Source organism: Pseudonocardia broussonetiae (assembly GCF_013155125.1).
Lineage (GTDB): Bacteria > Actinomycetota > Actinomycetes > Mycobacteriales > Pseudonocardiaceae > Pseudonocardia > Pseudonocardia broussonetiae.
Genome location: NZ_CP053564.1, coordinates 4,713,904 through 4,731,276 on the forward strand (window position 1 = coordinate 4,713,904; position 17,373 = coordinate 4,731,276).

At 76.0% G+C, this 17,373-nt stretch carries 16 protein-coding genes; 5 read left to right on the plus strand and 11 right to left on the minus strand.

Annotated elements, in window-relative coordinates:
- Nucleotides 1-67: 67 nt before the first annotated feature.
- The 3 genes from HOP40_RS36055 (at nt 68) to HOP40_RS22980 (ending at nt 4,398) form a co-directional block, all read left to right on the plus strand.
- Complete coding sequence (locus HOP40_RS36055; protein WP_172161861.1) at nt 68-1,729, plus strand: glycoside hydrolase family 13 protein; 1,662 nt, start codon at nt 68-70, stop codon at nt 1,727-1,729.
- Nucleotides 1,730-2,629: 900 nt separating this feature from the next.
- Nucleotides 2,630-4,036 (plus strand): MocR-like pyridoxine biosynthesis transcription factor PdxR, encoded by a 1,407-nt coding sequence (pdxR, locus tag HOP40_RS22975; RefSeq protein WP_240157216.1) that lies wholly within the window; start codon nt 2,630-2,632, stop codon nt 4,034-4,036.
- A 23-nt stretch (nt 4,037-4,059) separates the two neighbouring features.
- Entirely contained in the window at nt 4,060-4,398 is a 339-nt protein-coding gene (locus HOP40_RS22980; protein ID WP_172161863.1) for a hypothetical protein, read from the plus strand.
- 4 nt (nt 4,399-4,402) lie between these two features.
- On the opposite strand, the gene HOP40_RS22985 is transcribed toward HOP40_RS22980, so the two are convergent.
- A complete protein-coding gene (locus HOP40_RS22985) occupies nt 4,403-4,642 on the minus strand; it encodes a hypothetical protein (protein ID WP_172161865.1) in 240 nt (79 codons plus the stop codon).
- Nucleotides 4,643-4,659: 17 nt separating this feature from the next.
- On the opposite strand from HOP40_RS22985, the gene HOP40_RS22990 reads away from it, so the two are divergent.
- The gene (locus HOP40_RS22990; protein WP_172161867.1) at nt 4,660-4,863 is read left to right on the plus strand and encodes a hypothetical protein; all 204 of its coding nucleotides are present in this window, start codon (nt 4,660-4,662) and stop codon (nt 4,861-4,863) included.
- Nucleotides 4,864-4,883: 20 nt separating this feature from the next.
- On the opposite strand, the gene HOP40_RS22995 is transcribed toward HOP40_RS22990, so the two are convergent.
- Nucleotides 4,884-5,516 (minus strand): TVP38/TMEM64 family protein, encoded by a 633-nt coding sequence (locus HOP40_RS22995; RefSeq protein WP_172161869.1) that lies wholly within the window; start codon nt 5,514-5,516, stop codon nt 4,884-4,886.
- A gap of 106 nt (nt 5,517-5,622) precedes the next feature.
- On the opposite strand from HOP40_RS22995, the gene HOP40_RS23000 reads away from it, so the two are divergent.
- On the plus strand, nt 5,623-6,408 hold the full coding sequence (locus tag HOP40_RS23000; RefSeq protein ID WP_240157217.1) for a DUF3152 domain-containing protein: 786 nt from the start codon (nt 5,623-5,625) through the stop codon (nt 6,406-6,408).
- Nucleotides 6,409-6,418: 10 nt separating this feature from the next.
- Here HOP40_RS23000 and HOP40_RS23005 read toward each other — a convergent pair whose 3' ends face one another.
- From HOP40_RS23005 to HOP40_RS23045, 9 genes are all read right to left on the minus strand, one after another.
- Complete coding sequence (locus HOP40_RS23005; RefSeq protein ID WP_240157218.1) at nt 6,419-7,192, minus strand: 5-formyltetrahydrofolate cyclo-ligase; 774 nt, start codon at nt 7,190-7,192, stop codon at nt 6,419-6,421.
- A complete protein-coding gene (locus HOP40_RS23010; protein ID WP_172161871.1) occupies nt 7,189-7,989 on the minus strand; it encodes an SDR family NAD(P)-dependent oxidoreductase in 801 nt (266 codons plus the stop codon). Before HOP40_RS23010 ends, HOP40_RS23005 begins: the two co-directional genes overlap by 4 nt.
- Nucleotides 7,990-8,021: 32 nt before the next feature.
- Nucleotides 8,022-9,719: an alpha-amylase family protein gene (locus HOP40_RS23015; RefSeq protein WP_240157219.1), complete on the minus strand. Its 1,698-nt coding sequence runs from the start codon at nt 9,717-9,719 to the stop codon at nt 8,022-8,024.
- Nucleotides 9,716-10,681, minus strand: a complete 966-nt coding sequence (locus HOP40_RS23020) for a TIGR03885 family FMN-dependent LLM class oxidoreductase (RefSeq protein WP_172161873.1) — start codon at nt 10,679-10,681, stop codon at nt 9,716-9,718. The genes HOP40_RS23015 and HOP40_RS23020 overlap by 4 nt, the downstream gene beginning before the upstream one ends.
- Nucleotides 10,682-10,718: 37 nt before the next feature.
- Nucleotides 10,719-11,948, minus strand: coding sequence for a kynureninase (kynU, locus tag HOP40_RS23025; RefSeq protein WP_172161875.1), 1,230 nt, complete (start codon nt 11,946-11,948; stop codon nt 10,719-10,721).
- Nucleotides 11,945-12,799, minus strand: coding sequence for a tryptophan 2,3-dioxygenase (locus HOP40_RS23030; protein WP_172161877.1), 855 nt, complete (start codon nt 12,797-12,799; stop codon nt 11,945-11,947). The genes kynU and HOP40_RS23030 overlap by 4 nt, the downstream gene beginning before the upstream one ends.
- Nucleotides 12,800-12,862: 63 nt before the next feature.
- Complete coding sequence (locus HOP40_RS23035; protein WP_172161879.1) at nt 12,863-14,242, minus strand: GNAT family N-acetyltransferase; 1,380 nt, start codon at nt 14,240-14,242, stop codon at nt 12,863-12,865.
- Nucleotides 14,239-15,345, minus strand: a complete 1,107-nt coding sequence (locus tag HOP40_RS23040; protein WP_172161881.1) for a glycosyltransferase — start codon at nt 15,343-15,345, stop codon at nt 14,239-14,241. Before HOP40_RS23040 ends, HOP40_RS23035 begins: the two co-directional genes overlap by 4 nt.
- A gap of 276 nt (nt 15,346-15,621) precedes the next feature.
- Nucleotides 15,622-17,319 carry an HNH endonuclease signature motif containing protein gene (locus HOP40_RS23045; RefSeq protein ID WP_172161883.1) on the minus strand — a complete coding sequence of 566 codons (1,698 nt, stop codon included), beginning with the start codon at nt 17,317-17,319 and terminating at the stop codon, nt 15,622-15,624.
- Between the last annotated feature and the right edge of the window lie 54 nt (nt 17,320-17,373).

Here is a 17,373-nt window from a genome sequence, read left to right on the forward strand (position 1 = left end):
ATATCGCAAGGTGGTGAATATATCCGCGGGACGATCTCTCGCGGGACGATCTGTTCGGAGGAGCGCGATGAGCACGGCGACGACGGCGGCCACCACGACGGAGGCGCGCACGTGGTGGCGCGACGCCGTGGTCTACCAGCTCTACATCCGCAGCTTCGCCGACGGCACCGGCGACGGCCTCGGCGACATCGCCGGCATCCGCGCGAAGCTGGGCTACCTGCACGGCCTCGGGGTCGACGCGCTGTGGATCAACCCCTGGTACCCCTCGCCGATGGCCGACGCCGGCTACGACGTCGCCGACTACCGCGCCGTCGAGCCCGCGTTCGGCACGGCCGAGGACGCCGCCGCGCTCGTCGAGGAGGCGCACGCGCTGGGCCTGCGCGTCATCCTCGACATCGTCCCCAACCACACGTCCGACGAGCACGAGTGGTTCCGCGCCGCACTGGCCGCCGGCCCCGGCTCGCCCGAGCGGCAGCGGTACGTGTTCCGCCCCGGACGCGTCGGTCCGGACGGCACCCAGGCTCCGCCCAACGACTGGCGCAGCGTCTTCGGCGGCCCGGCGTGGGAGCAGACCCCCGACGGGGAGTGGTACCTGCACCTGTTCGACGTCAAGCAGCCCGACCTGAACTGGGAGCACCCCGAGGTGCGCACGGAGTTCGAGTCGATCCTGCGCTTCTGGTTCGACCGCGGCGTCGACGGCTTCCGCATCGACGTGGCGCACTCGCTGGTCAAGGACCAGGAGCTGCCCGACGTCGGCCCGGACCGGCAGATGGACACCATCGGCGACGGCGGGCACCCGTTCTGGGACCTCGACGGCGTGCACGAGGTGTACCGGGGGTGGCGCCGGGTCGCCGAGTCCTACGCCGACCCGAAGATCTTCGTGGCGGAGGCGTGGGTGGCCACGCCCGAGCGCCTGTCGCGCTACCTGCGCCCCGACGAGCTGCACACCGCGTTCAACTTCGACTACCTGGGCGCCCCCTGGGACGCCGACGCGCTGCGCAAGGTGATCGACAACTCGCTCGCGACGATGGGCGGGGTCGGCGCCCCGGCCACCTGGGTGCTGTCCAACCACGACGTCGTCCGGCACGTCTCGCGGCTGGGCCGCCCGCCGGCGACGGGTCACGCGCTGGGCGACCTCGCGCCCGTCGAGGAGCTCGACATCGCGCTGGGGCGCCGCCGCGCCCGCGCCGCGGCGCTGCTGATGCTCGCCCTGCCCGGGGGCGCGTACGTCTACCAGGGCGACGAGCTGGGCCTGTGGGAGGTCGAGGACCTGCCCGACGAGGTGCTGCAGGACCCGACGTGGGAGCGCTCCGGGCACACCGAGCGCGGCCGCGACGGCTGCCGGGTGCCGATCCCGTGGTCGGGCACGGCGTCGCCGTTCGGGTTCAGCCCCGAGGGTGCGACCGCCGCGCCGTGGCTGCCGCAGCCCGCGGGGTTCGCCGCCGTCACCGTCGAGGCGCAGGACGGCGACCCGGCGTCGATGCTGACGCTCTACCGCGCGGCCCTGGCCCTGCGCCGCGAGCACCCGGCGCTGGGCGACGGCACGCTGGAGTGGCTGCCGTCCGAGCCGGGCGTGCTGGCGTTCTCCCGCGGCGACGGGTTCACCTGCCTGGTCAACCTGTCGGCCTCGCCGGTGCCGCTGCCCTCGGGCAGCCGGGTCCTGCTGGCCACCGAGGCGCTGCTCGACGTCCTCCCCGTCGACGCGGCGGTGTGGCTGACGGTCGACTGACCCGCGCCGGCCCCCGCCGGACCGCGCAGTCCGATCGCCAGCCCGGCGGCCACCGTCGCGACCCCGACCCACACCAGGGGTCCCGGCAGCGGACCGCCGAGGGCGACGCCGCCGGCCGCGGCCGCCACCGGCGCGACCCCGCACAGCAGGCCCGCGCGCCCGGCGCCGACCCGGCCGACGCAGGTGTACCAGAGCACGAACGCCAGCGCGGTGACCACGAGCGCGAGGTGCAGCGACGCGGCCAGGTGCTCCGGGCGCAGCGCCACCGCGGCGCCCGGACCCTCGGTGACCAGGCCGATCCCGCCGAACGCCACCGCCGCGATCGCGCAGGTGTGCACCGACACCCCGACCGCGCCGTGCCTGGCCAGCACCGGGACCGCGAGCAGGGTGAACCCGACCTCGCAGGCCAGCACGAGCACGGCCCAGCCGACGCCGGCGGCGTCGGTGCGGCCCCCGCCCTGCACCAGCACCGCGCCCAGCGCGACGACGACGGCCCCGGCGAGCAGCACCGGCCTGGGCGGTGCGGTCCGGTCGCCGCCCCGGAGCACGGCCAGCACCACCGGCACGCAGGCGACGGCGACGCCCAGCACGGCGGGTTCGGCGTGCTCGGCGCCCCGGACGAGACCGAGGTTGAACAGCACGAGCCCGGTGCCGGCGACGCCGCCGAGCCAGGCCCACTCCGCGCCGCGCGGCCGGTGCAGGCGGACCCCCAGCGGGCGCGCGGCCAGCACGAGCAGGAGCGTGGCGAGGGCGTAGCGCAGGGCCTGGGCGGTCCAGAACGGCGCGTCGACCAGGAGACCGGAGACGGCGACGCTGCTGCCGACGGCGGTCATGGCGACGGCCCCGAGTGCGAGGGCGCGGAGATCGTTCACGGGACGAGCCTGCAGCCCGTATGGTCCGGTGCACAGGGCCAAGAACGGCCTGATCGAGAGGACCGAGATGCCCGGCGCCGACTTCCTCCAGCTCGACCGCGCGCTCGCGCCGCCCGGTGACCTCGCCGGCTGGCTCGCCGGCGAGGTGCACACGGCGGTGGCCGACGGGCGGCTGCCGGTCGGGGCGCGGCTGCCCGCCAGCCGCGTGCTGGCGCAGGACCTGGGCGTCTCCCGCGGCGTCGTCGTGGCCGCCTACCAGCGGCTCGTCGACTCCGGGGTGGTGCACGGCGCCGGGGCGTCGGGCACGCGGGTCGCGGCGCGGCCGTCGCCGGTGCCGGACCGGGCCGGGGCGCCGCCCGCCGCCGCCGACCGCGTCGACCTCACCCCCGGCGTCCCCGACCTCGCCGCCTTCCCGCGCGCGGCCTGGCTGCGCGCCGAGCGGGCCGTGCTCGCCGACCTGGACAACGCCGACCTCGGCTACGGCGACCCCCGCGGCCATCCCGTCCTGCGCCGCGAGCTCGCCGGATGGCTCGCCCGGACCCGCGGGGTGCGCGCCGCGCCCGACGACGTCGTGGTCGTCGCGGGCGTCGCGCAGGCGCTCGCGCTCGTCACCCGGGCACTGGTCGGGCAGGGCGTGCGCGCCATCGCCGTCGAGGACCCGGGCTCGGTCGGGGCGCGCGAGGAGGTCGCGTTCTGGGGCGTGGAGCCGGTGCCGGTGCCCGTCGACGGGCACGGCGTCGACGTGGCGGCGCTGCGCGCGAGCGGCGCGCCCGTCGCCCTGCTCACCCCGGCGCACCACTTCCCGACCGGCGTCGTCCTGGCGCCCGACCGGCGCCGCGCGCTGCTCGACTGGGCGGCCGACGGCGGGCTGGTGGTCGAGGACGACTACGACGCCGAGCACCGCTACGACCGCGCCCCGGTGCCCGCGCTGCAGGGGCTGGCGCCGTCGCGGGTCGTGCACGTGGGGAGCACGTCGAAGACGCTCGCGCCGGGCATGCGGCTGGGCTGGGTGGTCCTGCCCGAGCCGCTGCGGGAGCCGGTCGCGCTGCTCAAGTACCACTCCGACCTGGGCAACGCCGTGCTGCCGCAGCTCGTGCTGGCCCGGCTCGTCGCGACGGGGGAGCTGGAGCGCCACGTACGGCGGGTGCGGCCCCGCCAGCGGGCGCGGCGCGACGCGATGCTCGCCGCGCTGGCCCGCCACCTCCCCGACGCGCGCGTGCACGGCGTCGCCGCCGGGATGCACCTGCTGGTCACCCTGCCCGGCGACGTCGACGACCGGGAGCTCGCCGACCGCGCCCGCGCGGCCGGGGTGGTGGTGCACCCGCTCTCGCGCCACCGCGTCGCCCCCGGCCCGCCCGGCCTGGTCCTGGGCTACGCCGCGCAGACGCCCGACCGCATCCACGACGGGATCGCCCGCCTGGCCGCGGCCCGGTGATCGCCGGGTCCTACCCTCCGGGGGTGTCCCGAACCCGAACGTCCCCGATCGCCCGGGGCGTCCTCGCCGTCCTCGTCGTCCTGCTCACCGCCACCGGCTGTGGCGCGGGCGGCTCGAACACCGACTGCGGCCTGAACGGCTGCACCGTCACCTTCCCGCGCAGCGGCGACGCGTCGGTGTCGGTGCTGGGCGTCACCGCGCAGCTGATCGGCGTCGACGCGGGCGCCGCGACCATCCAGGTGGCCGGGCAGACCGTGACCGTGCCCGTCGGCGGGGAGACCCAGGTGCAGGGGTTCGCCGTCGGGGTGCAGTCGGTGACCGACACTGAGGTCGTCGTGCTGGTCCGCCCGGGCGCCCAGTAGGCGCTCAGGCCAGCGGGTCGTCGACGTCCGGCTCGTAGACCCAGGTGCCGGCCTCCGACGGGTGCGGCCCGCGCCGGCGGTAGGCGCGCTCGGGGATGCGGACCGGCATGTGTCCGGTGTCCTCGGTGTAGATCGTCGTGTCCCGGAAGCGGGGGAGCAGCCGCGGCGGCCGCCCCTCCCCGTCGAGCGCCACCTCCTCGGTGTGCCCGTCCCACGGCCCGCCCATCAGCACTGCCGTCGCCATTGGTGCATTCTGCACCGATGAGCGACGAGGAGTGGTACTACAGCCTCAAGGACGGCCGGGTCGTCAAGGCCGAGGAGGTGCGGGCGGTCGACCGCCTCGGGCCCTATCCCGACAGGGAGACGGCCGCGCGGGCGCTGGAGATCGCGCGCGAGCGCACCGAGGCCAACGACCGGGCCGACCGCGAGTGGGGCGGCGGCGACAAGGACGACGAGGACGACTGAGGTCCGGGTCCGACCGACCGCTACCGGAGGGCGCGGCGCCGGCGCGCGAGCACGGCGCCGCCCACCAGCAGCACGGCGAGCCCGCCCGCGCTGACCAGGAACGGCAGCGAGCCGGGCTCGCTGCCGTAGGCGCCGATGCCGACGAACGCGGTGACGGCCGGCAGCATGCCCAGGAACGACCCGACGAGGTAGTCGCGCGTGCGCAGCGCCGACAGCCCGCACGCCATGTTGATCACGGCGAACGGCAGGACCGGCACCATCCGCACGACGAGCACGGCCAGGAGGCCGCGGCGGCGCAGCAGGGCGTCGAGGCGGGCGAGCCGCTCGCCGCCGACGCCGTCGAGCACGCCGCGGCCGAGGTGGCGCGCCAGCAGGAACCCGATCGCCGCCCCGGTGAACGCCCCCGCCATGACGACGGGTACGCCGACGCCCCACCCGAACAGCACCCCGGCGGCGACGCTGAGGACGGTGGCCGGTACGGGCGTCAGCGACAGGCCGGCGTAGAGCGCGGCGAACAGCACCGGTCCGGCCCACCCGGCGCCGGCGACGGCCGCACGGATCTCCGGCAGCGGGGGCACGCCGACGGTGAGCGCCACGACGACGGCGGCGAGCACCAGGGCCACGAGCAGGGCGGGCCGCCACCACGTCCGCACCGCGCCCACCCCCTGACCACCGCCCCCCGGTGTGTCACCTTCCACGGTAGGCGCCGACCGGGCGTTCGTCGTGCCGAACCGCCGCGGTGCGTGCGACCCTGATCGGGTGCGGGCGCCGGAGTCGCGCGTCGCCGTCGTGGTCACGGCGGTCGCGCTGGGGGTGGGGCTGCTGGCCGTGCCGGGCCTGCTCCCCGACGACGAGGCGCCGGCGGCGGTCGGCGAGGTGTCCGTCGGGACCGGACCGGGGTCCCCGCCCGTCGCCCCGGTCGTGGCCGTCGCTCCGGTCGTGGCCGCCGCTGCGGTCGCCGCAGGCGCCGTGGGCCCGCCCGCCGCCGACGCCGCGGCCGGCATCCTCGAGATGACGGTGCCGCAGTCCGGGACGGGCGCGCTGTCGGTCGTCGCCGGGTCGGTGCCCGCGCCGGGCCCGGGGGAGGTGCGGACGGTCCGGGTCGAGGTCGAGGACGGGCTGCCGGTCGACGGGGCGCGGTTCGCCGAGTTCGCGCTCGCCACCCTGAACGACCCGCGCAGCTGGGGCCGCGGCGGCGCGATGAGCTTCGCGCGCACCGACGGCGACGCCGACGTCGTGGTGGTGCTGGCCAGTCCCGACACCTCCGCCGCGCTGTGCCGCCCGCTCGTCACCTACGGGCGGCTGTCGTGCCGCAGCGGCTCGCGGGCCGTGCTCACGCTGTTCCGCTGGGTCGGCGCGCACCCCGACTACGGCGACGACCGCACCGGCTACCGGCGGTACCTCGTCAACCACGAGGTCGGCCACGTCCTGGGCCACGGCCACGAGGCCTGCCCCGGGCCGGGCGAGCGGGCACCGGTGATGCAGCAGCAGACCAAGGGCCTGCTCGGCTGCACGCCGAACTCGTGGCCCTACCCCGACGGCTGACGTCCGGCGCTCACCGCGGCCGCAGCCGGCCCAGCAGCGGGATCGCCGCGATCTTCTCCTCGGTGAGCTCGGCCCACGCGATGCCGCCGGTCGGCCGGTCGCCCCGGAGCGGGCGGCAGTCGATCACCCGGTCCGGCGTGACGACCAGGTCGACGGGCGCGTCGTGCCCGGCCGTCGGGACCACCCCGGCCGGGCGGACCTGCAGCTCGTGCACCGTGGTCACGACGAGCGTGCGCGGCCCGATGAGCCCGGCGGCCGCGGCGAGGGCGAACTCGAGGTCGGCGAACCCGCCGCCCTTGCCCAGCCGGGCCCCGTCCTCGCCGACGGCCACGCAGCCGGTGACCACGAGGTCGACCGGCTCGAGCTCGGCGACCGCCACCCGCCGGGCCGAGCGCGTGGCTCCGGCGATCGAGGCGGCGCGGCGCGGGGGGTCGGCGAGGTGGGCGGGATCGAGCAGGAAGAACGGCTCGGGCTCGGCCAGGCGGGGCACGGCCATGTAGACGGTGCGCCCGTCCTCCAGCGCCCGCTGCCGGACCGGCAGCTGCGCGGAGTCGGGGTTGGCCTTGAGGGTGCGCGCCGCGGCCCAGGCGTCGGTCCCGCGCAGGCGCTGCGCCGCGGCCTCGGCGCCGGTGAAGTTGGAGATGCGGTTCCGTGCGCCGGGGAAGCGCGCGACCTTCCCGTCGACGAGCGAGGTCCAGACCTCCTCGCGCAGCGCGGCCTTGGCGGCGAGCAGGGCGGGGTCGCCGCCGGCGTCGCGGTCGTGGCGGCCGGGGGTGCGGGTCACGAGCCGGCGACGCGCCGCCGCTCGCCCTGCGCCCGCATCCGCGCGAGCACCGGCAGCGCGATGCGGGGCACCACCGACCCGGTACGGGCCATCACCGCGCGGCGCAGCGGCAGCGAGCGCACCACCCGCTTCCCGTCGAGGAGCTCCAGCGCGGCGTCCGCGACGGTCTCCGGCGTGAGCAGCGTCTTCTGCGAGTGCAGGATCGCGGTGTCGGCGTGGCCCTGCTCGGCCCGGACCAGCGCGGTGTCGGCGGCGTCGGGGCACAGGGCGTGGGCGCGGACCGGGATGCGGTCGAGGTCGAGGTCGCCCTGCAGGCTGGTGGTGAAGTTGAGCACGGCCGACTTCGACGCCGCGTAGACCGCGAGGCCGGGCACCGGCCCGTGCGCCGACATCGAGGCGATGTTGAGCAGGTGCCCGCCGCGCTCGCGCATGAGGCCGACGGCCACGCGCGAGCCGTGCACGACGCCGTACAGGTTGGCGTCGATCATGAGGGCGATGTCCTCGTCGGACTGCTCCCACACCTTGCCCGCGCGCAGCACGCCGGCGTTGTTGACCCAGACGCCCACGGTGCCGAGCTCGGCCGCCGCCGCGCCGACCCGCCGGTGGTCGGCCGCGAGCCGGGCGTCGGCGGTGAGGCCGGTGGCGCCCAGCTCGGCGGCCGTGGCGGAGACGGCCGCGGCGTCGATGTCGGTGATCACCACCCGGTGGCCGCGCGCCACCAGCCGCCGCGCGATCTCGCGCCCGAAGCCGCGGGCCGCGCCCGTCACCACTGCCACCGTGCTGCTCGTCCCCGTCATGGGAGATCACTCTGCCAGTAGCCCCGGCGCGGTCAGCTCGCGCGCAGCCACCGGCAGCCGTACGGGCCCAGCGGCACGGTGAGCCGGCCGTCGTCGCCGACGACCACGGGCTCGGCCGCGGGGTCGAGGACGTCGGTCAGCGTGACGCCGGCGAGCTCGGGCAGCACGGGGGCGGCCTCGACGTCGGCGTCGGCGAAGTGGTGCAGCGCGATCAGCGTGCACCCGACGCCGGGCTCGCCGCTGTCGCAGCGGTGGGCCAGCACCGCGCGGGCGTCGGGCCCGGGGTCGAGGACCGTGTAGGCGCCCCAGGCCAGCTCGGGGCAGGCGCGGTAGCTGTCGACGAGCAGCCGGAACCACGACAGCAGGGAGTCGTGGTCGCGCACCTGGTCGCGCACGTTGACGTGCTCGGGCCCGTACGCGCCCTCGACGACCGGCCCCGGGAACGTCGACGGGTCGGCCGTGGAGAACCCCGCCCCCGGCTCCGGGCTCCACTGCATCGGCGTGCGGACGGCGAAGCGCCCGTCGAGCGCGAGGTTCTCGCCCATGCCGATCTCCTCGCCGTAGAACACGACCGGGGTGCCGGGCAGGGCGAACAGCAGGCTGTAGACCATCCGGATGCGCCGGGCGTCGCCGTCGAGCATCGGCGGCAGCCGCCGGCGCAGTCCGCGGCCGTAGACCTGCATGTCCTCGTCGGGGCCGAACGCGGCGAAGACCTCGGCGCGCTGGGCGTCGGTGAGCTTGTCCAGCGTCAGCTCGTCGTGGTTGCGCACGAACGTCGCCCAGTGCCCGTCCTCGGGCGGGTCGGGGCGCTGCCGCAGGGCGTCGGCCAGCGGCTCGGCGTCGGCACGGGCCAGCGACAGGTACATCTGCTGCATGCCGATGAAGTCGAAGCACATCGTCAGCTCGTCGGTGCTGCCGCCGCCGTCCCGCGCGCCGAAGAACGCCATGGTGTCGGGGTAGGGGAGGTTGACCTCGCCGAGCAGCACGGCCTCGCCGTTGCGCCGGCGCAGGAAGGCCGAGAGGTCGGCGAGGTAGTCGTGCGGGTCGGGCAGCGCGACGGTGTCCTGCACGCGCTCGGTCTCCAGCAGGAACGGCACGGCGTCGACGCGGAAGCCGGACAGGCCCAGCTGAGTCCAGTAGCCGATGATCCGCGCGATCTCGTCGCGGACCTCGGGGTTCGCGACGTTGAGGTCGGGCTGGTGCTTGTAGAACTGGTGCAGGTAGTACTGCTTGGTCTTCTTGTCGTACTCCCAGAGGCTCGACTCCTGGTCGGGGAACACCACGCCCTCGGCGGCATCGGCCGGCGGCTCGTCGCGCCAGACGTACCAGTCGCGGTAGCGGGAGTCGCGGCTGGAGCGGGCGTCGAGGAACCAGGGGTGCTGCGCCGAGGTGTGGTTGACGACGAGGTCGGCGATCACGCGCATGCCGCGGTCGCGGGCGGTGCGGACGAGCTCGACGAGGTCGCCCGAGGTGCCCAGGCGCGGGTCGACGCCGTAGAAGTCGGTGATGTCGTAGCCGTCGTCGCGGTCCGGGCTCGGGTAGAAGGGCATCAGCCACAGGCACGTGACGCCGAGCCGGTCGAGGTGGTCGATGTGCTGGATGAGGCCGCGCAGGTCGCCGCAGCCGTCGCCGTTGCCGTCGGCGAAGGTCTCGACGTCGAGGCAGTAGACGACCGCGTTCTTCCACCACAGGTCCGCGGCGCGGCTCAGGTTCACCCCGGGGCGGCTCACCCGGCGTCCTTGAGCTGGGGCAGGACGTTCGCGCCGAAGGCGTCGATGAAGCGCTCCTGCTCCTGGCCGACGTGGTGCAGCGCGATCTCGTCGAAGCCCAGTGCGGCGTACTCCGCGAGGATCTCGGTGTGCCGGCCCAGGTCGGACGACACGTGCACCGTCTGCGCGACGCGCTCGACGGTGACGTCCTCGCTGATCGCGTCGAAGGTCTCCGCGCTGTCGACGTCCCAGCAGACCGGCGGCGGGAACACGTTGCTGCGCCACTGCTCGTGCGCGATCGCCTCGGCCTCGGCCTGCTCGGGCGCCCAGCTGAGGTGGACCTGCAGGTGCAGCCGGCCCGTGCCCCCGGCGCCGCGGTAGGCGTCGATCATCTGCCGCAGGTGCTCGACGGGCGCGTTGACCGTGATCAGCCCGTCGGCCCACTCCCCGCACCAGCCGGCCGTCTCCACGCTGACGGCGGCGCCGACCAGCGGCGGCGGCTCCGGCGGCCGCGTCCAGACCCGGGCCCGGTCGACGGTGACCAGCCCGTCGTGGCTGACCTCCTCGCCGCGCAGCAGCGCCCGGATGATGTCGACGCACTCGCGCAGCCGCGCGTTGCGCACGTCCTTGCGGGGCCAGGCGTCGCCGGTGATGTGCTCGTTGCTGGCCTCGCCGGTGCCGAGCGCGGCCCAGAACCGGCCGGGGTACATCGCCCCGAGCGTGCCGATGGCCTGCGCGATGATCACCGGGTGGTAGCGCTGGCCGGGGGCGTTCACGACGCCGAACGGCAGCGAGGTGGCCTGCAGCGCCGCCCCGAGCCAGGACCACGCGAACGCCGACTGGCCCTGGCGCGCGCTCCACGGCGACAGGTGGTCCGAGGACATCGCGGCGCCGAAGCCCGCCTGCTCGGCGTGCTGCACGGCGGCGAGGAGGACGTCGGGCGGAACCTGTTCGTGGGAGGCGTGGAAGCCGTAGGCGGTCATGGGCTTTCCCTACCCGTTCGGGTGACCGTGGCAATCCTCAGGCGAGCTCCCGCAGCACGGCCAGCCCGTCGTGCACCTCGCGGAAGGAGGTCGACAGCGGCGCGAGGCCGATCCGGATGCCGTCGGGCTCGCGGTAGTCCGGGATGACGCCGCGCTCCCACAGGGCGTCGAGGACCTCGCGGAAGCCGGTGCGGCGGATCGTGAGGTGCCCGCCGCGGCGCTCCGGGTCGCGCGGCGAGACCAGCTCGACCCCGGGCAGCCAGGCGTCGACGAGGTCGAGCGCGTAGGCCGTGAGCGCGCGCGACTTGGCCCGGACCGCGGCGATCCCGGCCTCCTCGAGCATCTCCAGCCCGGCCAGCAGGGGCACGGCGGCGAGGATCGGGGGCGTGCCGCTGACGATGCCGCGGATCCCGGCGGCCGGGGTGTAGCCCGGGCCCATCTCGAACGGGTCGTGGCGACCCATCCAGCCCTGCACCGGCTGGCGGATCCGGTCGTGCAGGCCGAGGCGGACGTAGGCGAACGCGGGGGAGCCGGGCCCGCCGTTGAGGTACTTGTAGGTGCAGCCCACGGCCAGGTCGACGCCCCACGCGTCGAGCTCCAGCTCGACCGAGCCGACCGAGTGGGAGAGGTCCCACAGCACGAGCGCGCCGGCGTCGTGGGCGATCGCGGTGATCGCGGCGGCGTCGGCGATCCAGCCCGAGCGGTAGGCGACGTGGCTGAGCAGCACCAGCGCGGTGTCCGGGCCGACGGCCGCGGCGACCTGATCCGGCGTGATCCCGGCGGCGGGGTCGGTCTCGATCCAGCGCAGCCGGGCGCCGCGCTCGGCGGCGATGCCCTCGGCGACGTAGCGGTCGGTGGGAAAGTTGTCGGTGTCGAGCACGATCTCGCGGCGGGACGGGTCGAGGTCGACGGCGGCGCGGACGAGCTTGTAGAGCAGCACGGTGGTGGAGTCGGCGAGCACGGTGCTCCCGGGGCCGGCGCCCAGCGCGGCGGCGGCGATGCGGTCGCCGACCCGCTCGGGCCAGCCCATCCAGCCGCCCTCGGCCTCCGGCTCGGTCCAGCCCCGGATCAGCCGTCCCGCCCACTCCTCGCGGACGAAGGCGTCGAGGCGCTCGGCGGTGACGGCGGGCGGGCGGCCCAGCGAGTTGCCGTCGAGGTAGGCGACGACGCCGGGGGCGGGGAGGAAGCGGTCGCGGAAGGGGGCGAGGGGGTCGGCGGCGTCGAGCGCGTCGGCCTGCTCCCGGCTTGTCGCCTGGTCCCGGCTCATCGGCCGATCTCCGTGCGCACGGCGTACAGCTCGGGGAAGAACGTGAGGTCGAGGGCCTTGCGGAGGAAGCCGACGCCGCTGGAGCCGCCGGTGCCGCGCTTGAACCCGATCACGCGCTCGACGGTCTTGAGGTGGCGGAAGCGCCACTGCTGCACGTTGTCCTCCAGGTCGACGAGCTCCTCGCAGGCCTCGTAGGCCTCCCAGAACTCGTCGGCGTGCTCATAGACGCGGCGGAACACCGGCACGAGGTCGGGAGTGAAGACGTGGGCCCGGGTGACGTCGCGCTCCAGCAGCGCCGTCGGCACGTCGTGGCCGTGGCGGGCGAGGTGGCGCAGGAACTCGTCGTAGAGGCTGGGGCGGGCGAGCTGGTCGGCGAGCAGGGCGCGGGCGTCGTCGTCGTCGCCGAAGAACTGGAGCATCGCCGCGTCCTTGTTGCCCAGCGCGAACTCGACGGCGCGGTACTGGAAGGACTGGAACCCCGACGACGTGCCGAGGAAGCTGCGGAACTCCGCGTACTCCGAGGGCGTGAGGGTGGCGAGCACCGACCACTGGTCGGTGAGCTGGCGCTGGATGTGCTTGACGCGCGCGAGCCCCTTGAGCGCGGGCCGCAGCTGGTCGGCGGCGAGGCGGGCGCAGACCGCGCGCAGCTCGTGCAGGACGAGCTTGAGCCACAGCTCGGAGGTCTGGTGCTGGACGATGAACAGCAGCTCGTCGTGGTGCTCGGGCCGGCTGACCGGGTGCTGGGCCGAGAGCAGCTCGGGCAGGTGCAGGTAGGCGCCGTAGGAGAGGTTCCGGCCGAAGTCGGAGACCAGGCCCTCCTCGAGCGGGCGGGTGCCGGTGTCGTCGTCCACGGGTCCACTCTCGCAGGTCTCGTCGCCCGGGTGGGTGGGGTCGGGTCGGGTCGTCGGGACGGGTCAGAACCGGGTTCCGGCGGTCGGTTCGCGCTCGGGGTGGAAGGCGGCGTCGAGCACGCTCTCGTCGGTGGGCCCGGCTCCGGCTCCGGTCGCTGCTCCGGCTCCGGTCGCTGCTCCGGCGCCGGTCGGGAGCTCGGCCCGTCCGGCCCGGACCAGCGTGCGCAGCCGCGTTCCGCTGAACGCGAGGGCGCCGAGGGCGGGGACGTCGAGGTGCAGGTCAGGGGTGTCGTCGGTGCGCGTGCACTCGGCCCCGTCCGGGCCGCCGCGCAGCCGGAACCGGCCGTCGGCGAGGCCGTCGGGGTCGTGCACCTGGAGCACCGCGTCGGTCTCGACGGCGTAGCGGCGGGCGGCCAGCACCGCGGCGGGGTCGAGGACGCGGGCCCACAGGGCGTCCGACATCCCGGTCGTGGACACGGCCCGGGGGTCGGTGAGGAGCCAGGGGAGCGGGTCGTCGGTGGGGAGGTCGTCGAGGGCGACGGTGGTGACGAGGTCGAGCGCGATGAGCACGCGCCACAGGGCGAGGTGGGCCTGCTCGGTGGCGGCGAAGAACTCGACGACCCGGCAGGTGCTCCTGTCCGTGCGGTACGCGGCGTACCCGTCGTCGTGGAGGAGGTGGAAGCGGGCGGAGGCGCCGCGGCGCTGGTGGGGGCGGTCGAGCAGGGTGTAGGACCACCAGTCGTCGCTGCGCGAGACCGCGCCGGGCTGGACGGCGCACCAGCGGCGATGGATGTCGGGCGCGCACCGTCCGGCCTCCTCGACCCCGGCGTAGCGGACCCCGCCCGGATCCGGGACGTCGGGCCGGAACACCGCGCGGCGGCGGTCGATCTCCACCGCGCGCTCGGTGGTGGCGACGCCGTAGCCGAAGCGGCCGTAGATCCCGCCTTCGCTGGCGTTGAGCACGGCCAGCGGGGTGCCGGCGGCCGCGTACCCGTGGTGCAGGTCGTTGAGCATCGCCCGCAGGATGCCGCGGCGGCGATGGGTGGCGGCCACGGAGACCCAGGTGACGCCCGCGGCCGGGAGCGGCGTCCCGCCGGGCAGGGTGACGGTGAAGTCGAAGGAGCCGGCGATGCCGACGATGCCGCCCTGGTCCGAGCTGTCGTGGGCCGGGCTGTCGTGGGTCGAGCTGTTGTGGGCCGAGCTGTCGCGGGCCGAGCTGTCGCGGGCGAGGACGAAGCGCTCGGGCTCGACGATCGGGCGGAGGTCGGCGACGTCCTGGTCTTCGTAGTGGAACCCGAAGGCGCGTCCGTCGGCGACGGCCATCGCCGGCACGTCCTCGGCGGTGGCGCGGGTCAGGGTGACGTGGGGCGGGAGCGCAGCTCCTCTCGGGCTCGGGGTCGGGGTCGGGGTCGGGCTCGGGCCGGGGGTCGGGCTCGGGGTCATGCGAGCACGCCGTCGTAGAGCGTGCGCAGGCGCTGGGCCCAGCCGACGGCCTCGAACTCGGCCAGGTAGCGGCGGCGGGCGGCGATGCCGAGGTGCTCGCGGCGGGTGGGATCGGCGGCCAGCGCGACGATCGCGTCGGCGATGGGGGCGGGCTGCAGCGGCACGAGCACACCCGTCTCGGGGCCGACGATCTCCGGGACCCCGCCGACGCGGGTGGCGACCGCGGGCACGCCGGCAGCCATCGCCCGCAGCAGTGTGGTGGGGAGGGCGCCCGACGCGCTGGTGTGCAGCACGAGATCGGCCGAGGCCAGCAGCGTCGCCGGGTCCTGGCCGCGGTGCACGAACCGGACGCGGTCGCGCAGGGAGTCGGTGGCCGCGACGCGCGACTCCAGCCACGGGCGCAGCGGCCCGTCGCCGGCGAGGGCGACCGTCAGCGGGGTGGCCGCAGGCACCAGCTCCACAGCGTCGAGCAGCAGCTCGTGGCCGGCGTCGCGGCGCATCGGAGCCGCCGAGAGCGCCAACGACCCGCCGGCGCCGACCTGCAGCGTCGTGCGGATCCGCTCGCGCTCGGCCGGGTCGACCGGGCCGGGGTCGACGACGCCGTCGGGCAGCACCACGATGTCGCCGGTGGGGCCCGCGATGCCGCGGTACCACTCGCGCTGGGTCCGGGAGATCGCGATGGTGCGCGCCATGAACCGCTGCCGCGCGAGGATCCGGGCGGTGCGGCGGAGCCGGTCGAGGCGGTCCGCGGGCTCGTTCTCGATGCGGTGCAGGGTCGACACGGCCGGCACGCGCATCCGGATCGCCGCCGCGGCGCCCACCACGTCGGCCTGCGGCAGGTGGGTGTGCACGATCTGCGCGCCGCGCTCCCGCAGCGCCCGCGCCACCCGCCCCGCCGCCCGGGGGTCGTAGGGCGCGAGTCCCAGCTCCGCCACCGGGACCCCGAGCCGCCGCAACGCGCTCACCTGCGTGGTGTCCGAGGTCGTGGCCAGCGCGACGACCATCAGCTCGAGCCCGGCCTGGGGCGCCGCGGCGGCCAGGTCCACGAGGCCCGTCTCCGGACCTCCGGGGTGCAGGGTGGGGACGAGGTGCGCGACCTTCACGGGCTCTCCGGGGTGTCCGGCGGCGCCCCACGGGGGCGATGACGGGCGCCGACCCTACCCGGCTGATCACCCGACGGCGCCGCCCCGCTCGTGCTCCGTCACCGTCCGCTGTCCGCCCGCCGCCGCTGCTGCATCACGGCCCGCGGACCCCGCACGGTCGGCTGGGTGGCCGTCGTCGTGCCGGTGTCGGGAGCGCCGCGGCGTTCCGCGGAACGCGGCCCGTCCTGTTCCCGCCGCCCGGTCGCGGCCGAGCCGGCTGCCCGCGGCCGCCGCACCTCATGCCACGTCCCGATCGTCGCTGCGCCGGTCGTATTCGGGCCGGTCGTCACCTCGTCGATCACCGCCGCCGTCCTCGTCGTCCTCGTCGTCCCCGTACCCGTCGCCCGTGCCTGCGGCGCCGACGCCGGCTCCGGCGCCGGGGAGCAGCAGCTGCAGCACGGCGTCGCGGTCGAGCCGCTCGCCTCCCCACGACGGCGTGAGGCCTCTCGGATCGATCCGGAGCTCGGCGCGGGTCTGCATCTCGATGAGGCTCTCGACGTTGCCCACCAGCGGCTCGCCTGCGGCGGGGACGGGGGTGCCGTCGGGCCTCAGCGACTCCCAGGCCTCCCCGGACCAGCGGATGCCGAAGCCGCGCTCGTGGACGAGCGTGTGGTGGAACCCGCAGAGCAGGACGAGGTTGTCGAGGTCGGTGCGGCCCGCCCGCAGCCAGTGCACGACGTGATGGGCGTGCAGGTGCCGGTCCTGGGCGCAGCCGGCGAAGCGGCACCGCCCCCCGTCGCGCACCGTGAGCGCGGCGATCTGCGCCGGGGAGGCCAGGCGGCGCCGGCGGCCCAGGTAGAGGCGGTTGTGGCGGGTGTCGCGCAGCAGCACCTGGGCCCGGGCGTCGCAGGCCAGCCGCTCCGCCGTCGCCGCGGCGATCTCCGGTCCGCCCACGATGGCAGCGGTGCCGTCGGCGACGTCGATGTGCACGACCACGTCAGCGCGCCCGCGCAGGACGGCGGATCGGGCGGACGACCGGTCCGTTCCGGCACCGGACTCGGCGTCCGCGTGCAGCGCCGGGGTCGTGACCAGCGACAGGAGCGCGTCGGCGCGGCGGGCGGCGAGCCGGTCGACGGCCCTGCCGGGGTACTCCGACTCGGCCCGCTCCCGCCAACCCGGCGGCGAGGGCGGCACGGGGTGGCGCACCGGCGCCGGCGCGGGCCCGGCGGCCGCGTCGATCGCGGCGATCAGGGCGGCCCCCTCGGCCGGGGCGAGCCGCACGGACACGACCAGCGAGCCGTCGTCGGCCCACCGCCAGGCCAGCGAGCGCCGCTCCGCCTGCCTCGCCGGGTCGGCCTGCTGCCGCCTGGTGGCCCGGACGACGGTCTCCACGTGGCTGGCGGTGCCGGCGAGGGCGAGCGCGAGGAGGGTCCGCTCGGCGTCGGGTGCGGTCGCCGGAGGCGGTCCGGTCGGTGGAGTGACCGCGTGGGCGGCAGGGATGAGGGGGTCCGAAGGATCGGCGCCGGCATCGGCGACAGCGGTGCCGTTCCCCGGCGAATAGCTCTGCCCAGTGCCGGAAGGCGCAGACCGGTGATCGGGGGCGGGACCGGCATCCGCATCCGGTGGAGCCGCTTCGGGCGGAGGGCCGGGCGGCGGCACCGTGACGCGCGTGATCGCCCGCACCTTGGAGTAGGAGAGCCGGCCTGCCGCGAACGCCTCGGCCACCAGCGGCAGCCGGCGCAGGGCGTGGGCGACCCGGACGTGCTCGTGCGCGGTGCGCAGGCTCATCCCGATCCGCCAGCTCAACCAGTGCGCACACGATTTCAGGCCCGGGCCCGCCCAGCCGGCGCGGTCGTCGAACTCGGCCAGCAGCGTCAGGAACCGTGACTGCGCCGCGGCCAGGCGCCCCGCGAGGCCGAGCAGTTCCTGTTCGAGCTGAGGAAGGGACAGCGCCGGAGCGGGGGCGACGGGCGGGGTCAGGACGGACGAGGTCATGGGGGTCCTCCACAGGCGAGTTCGAACAGATGTTCGTACAGTGGCACGACCCAC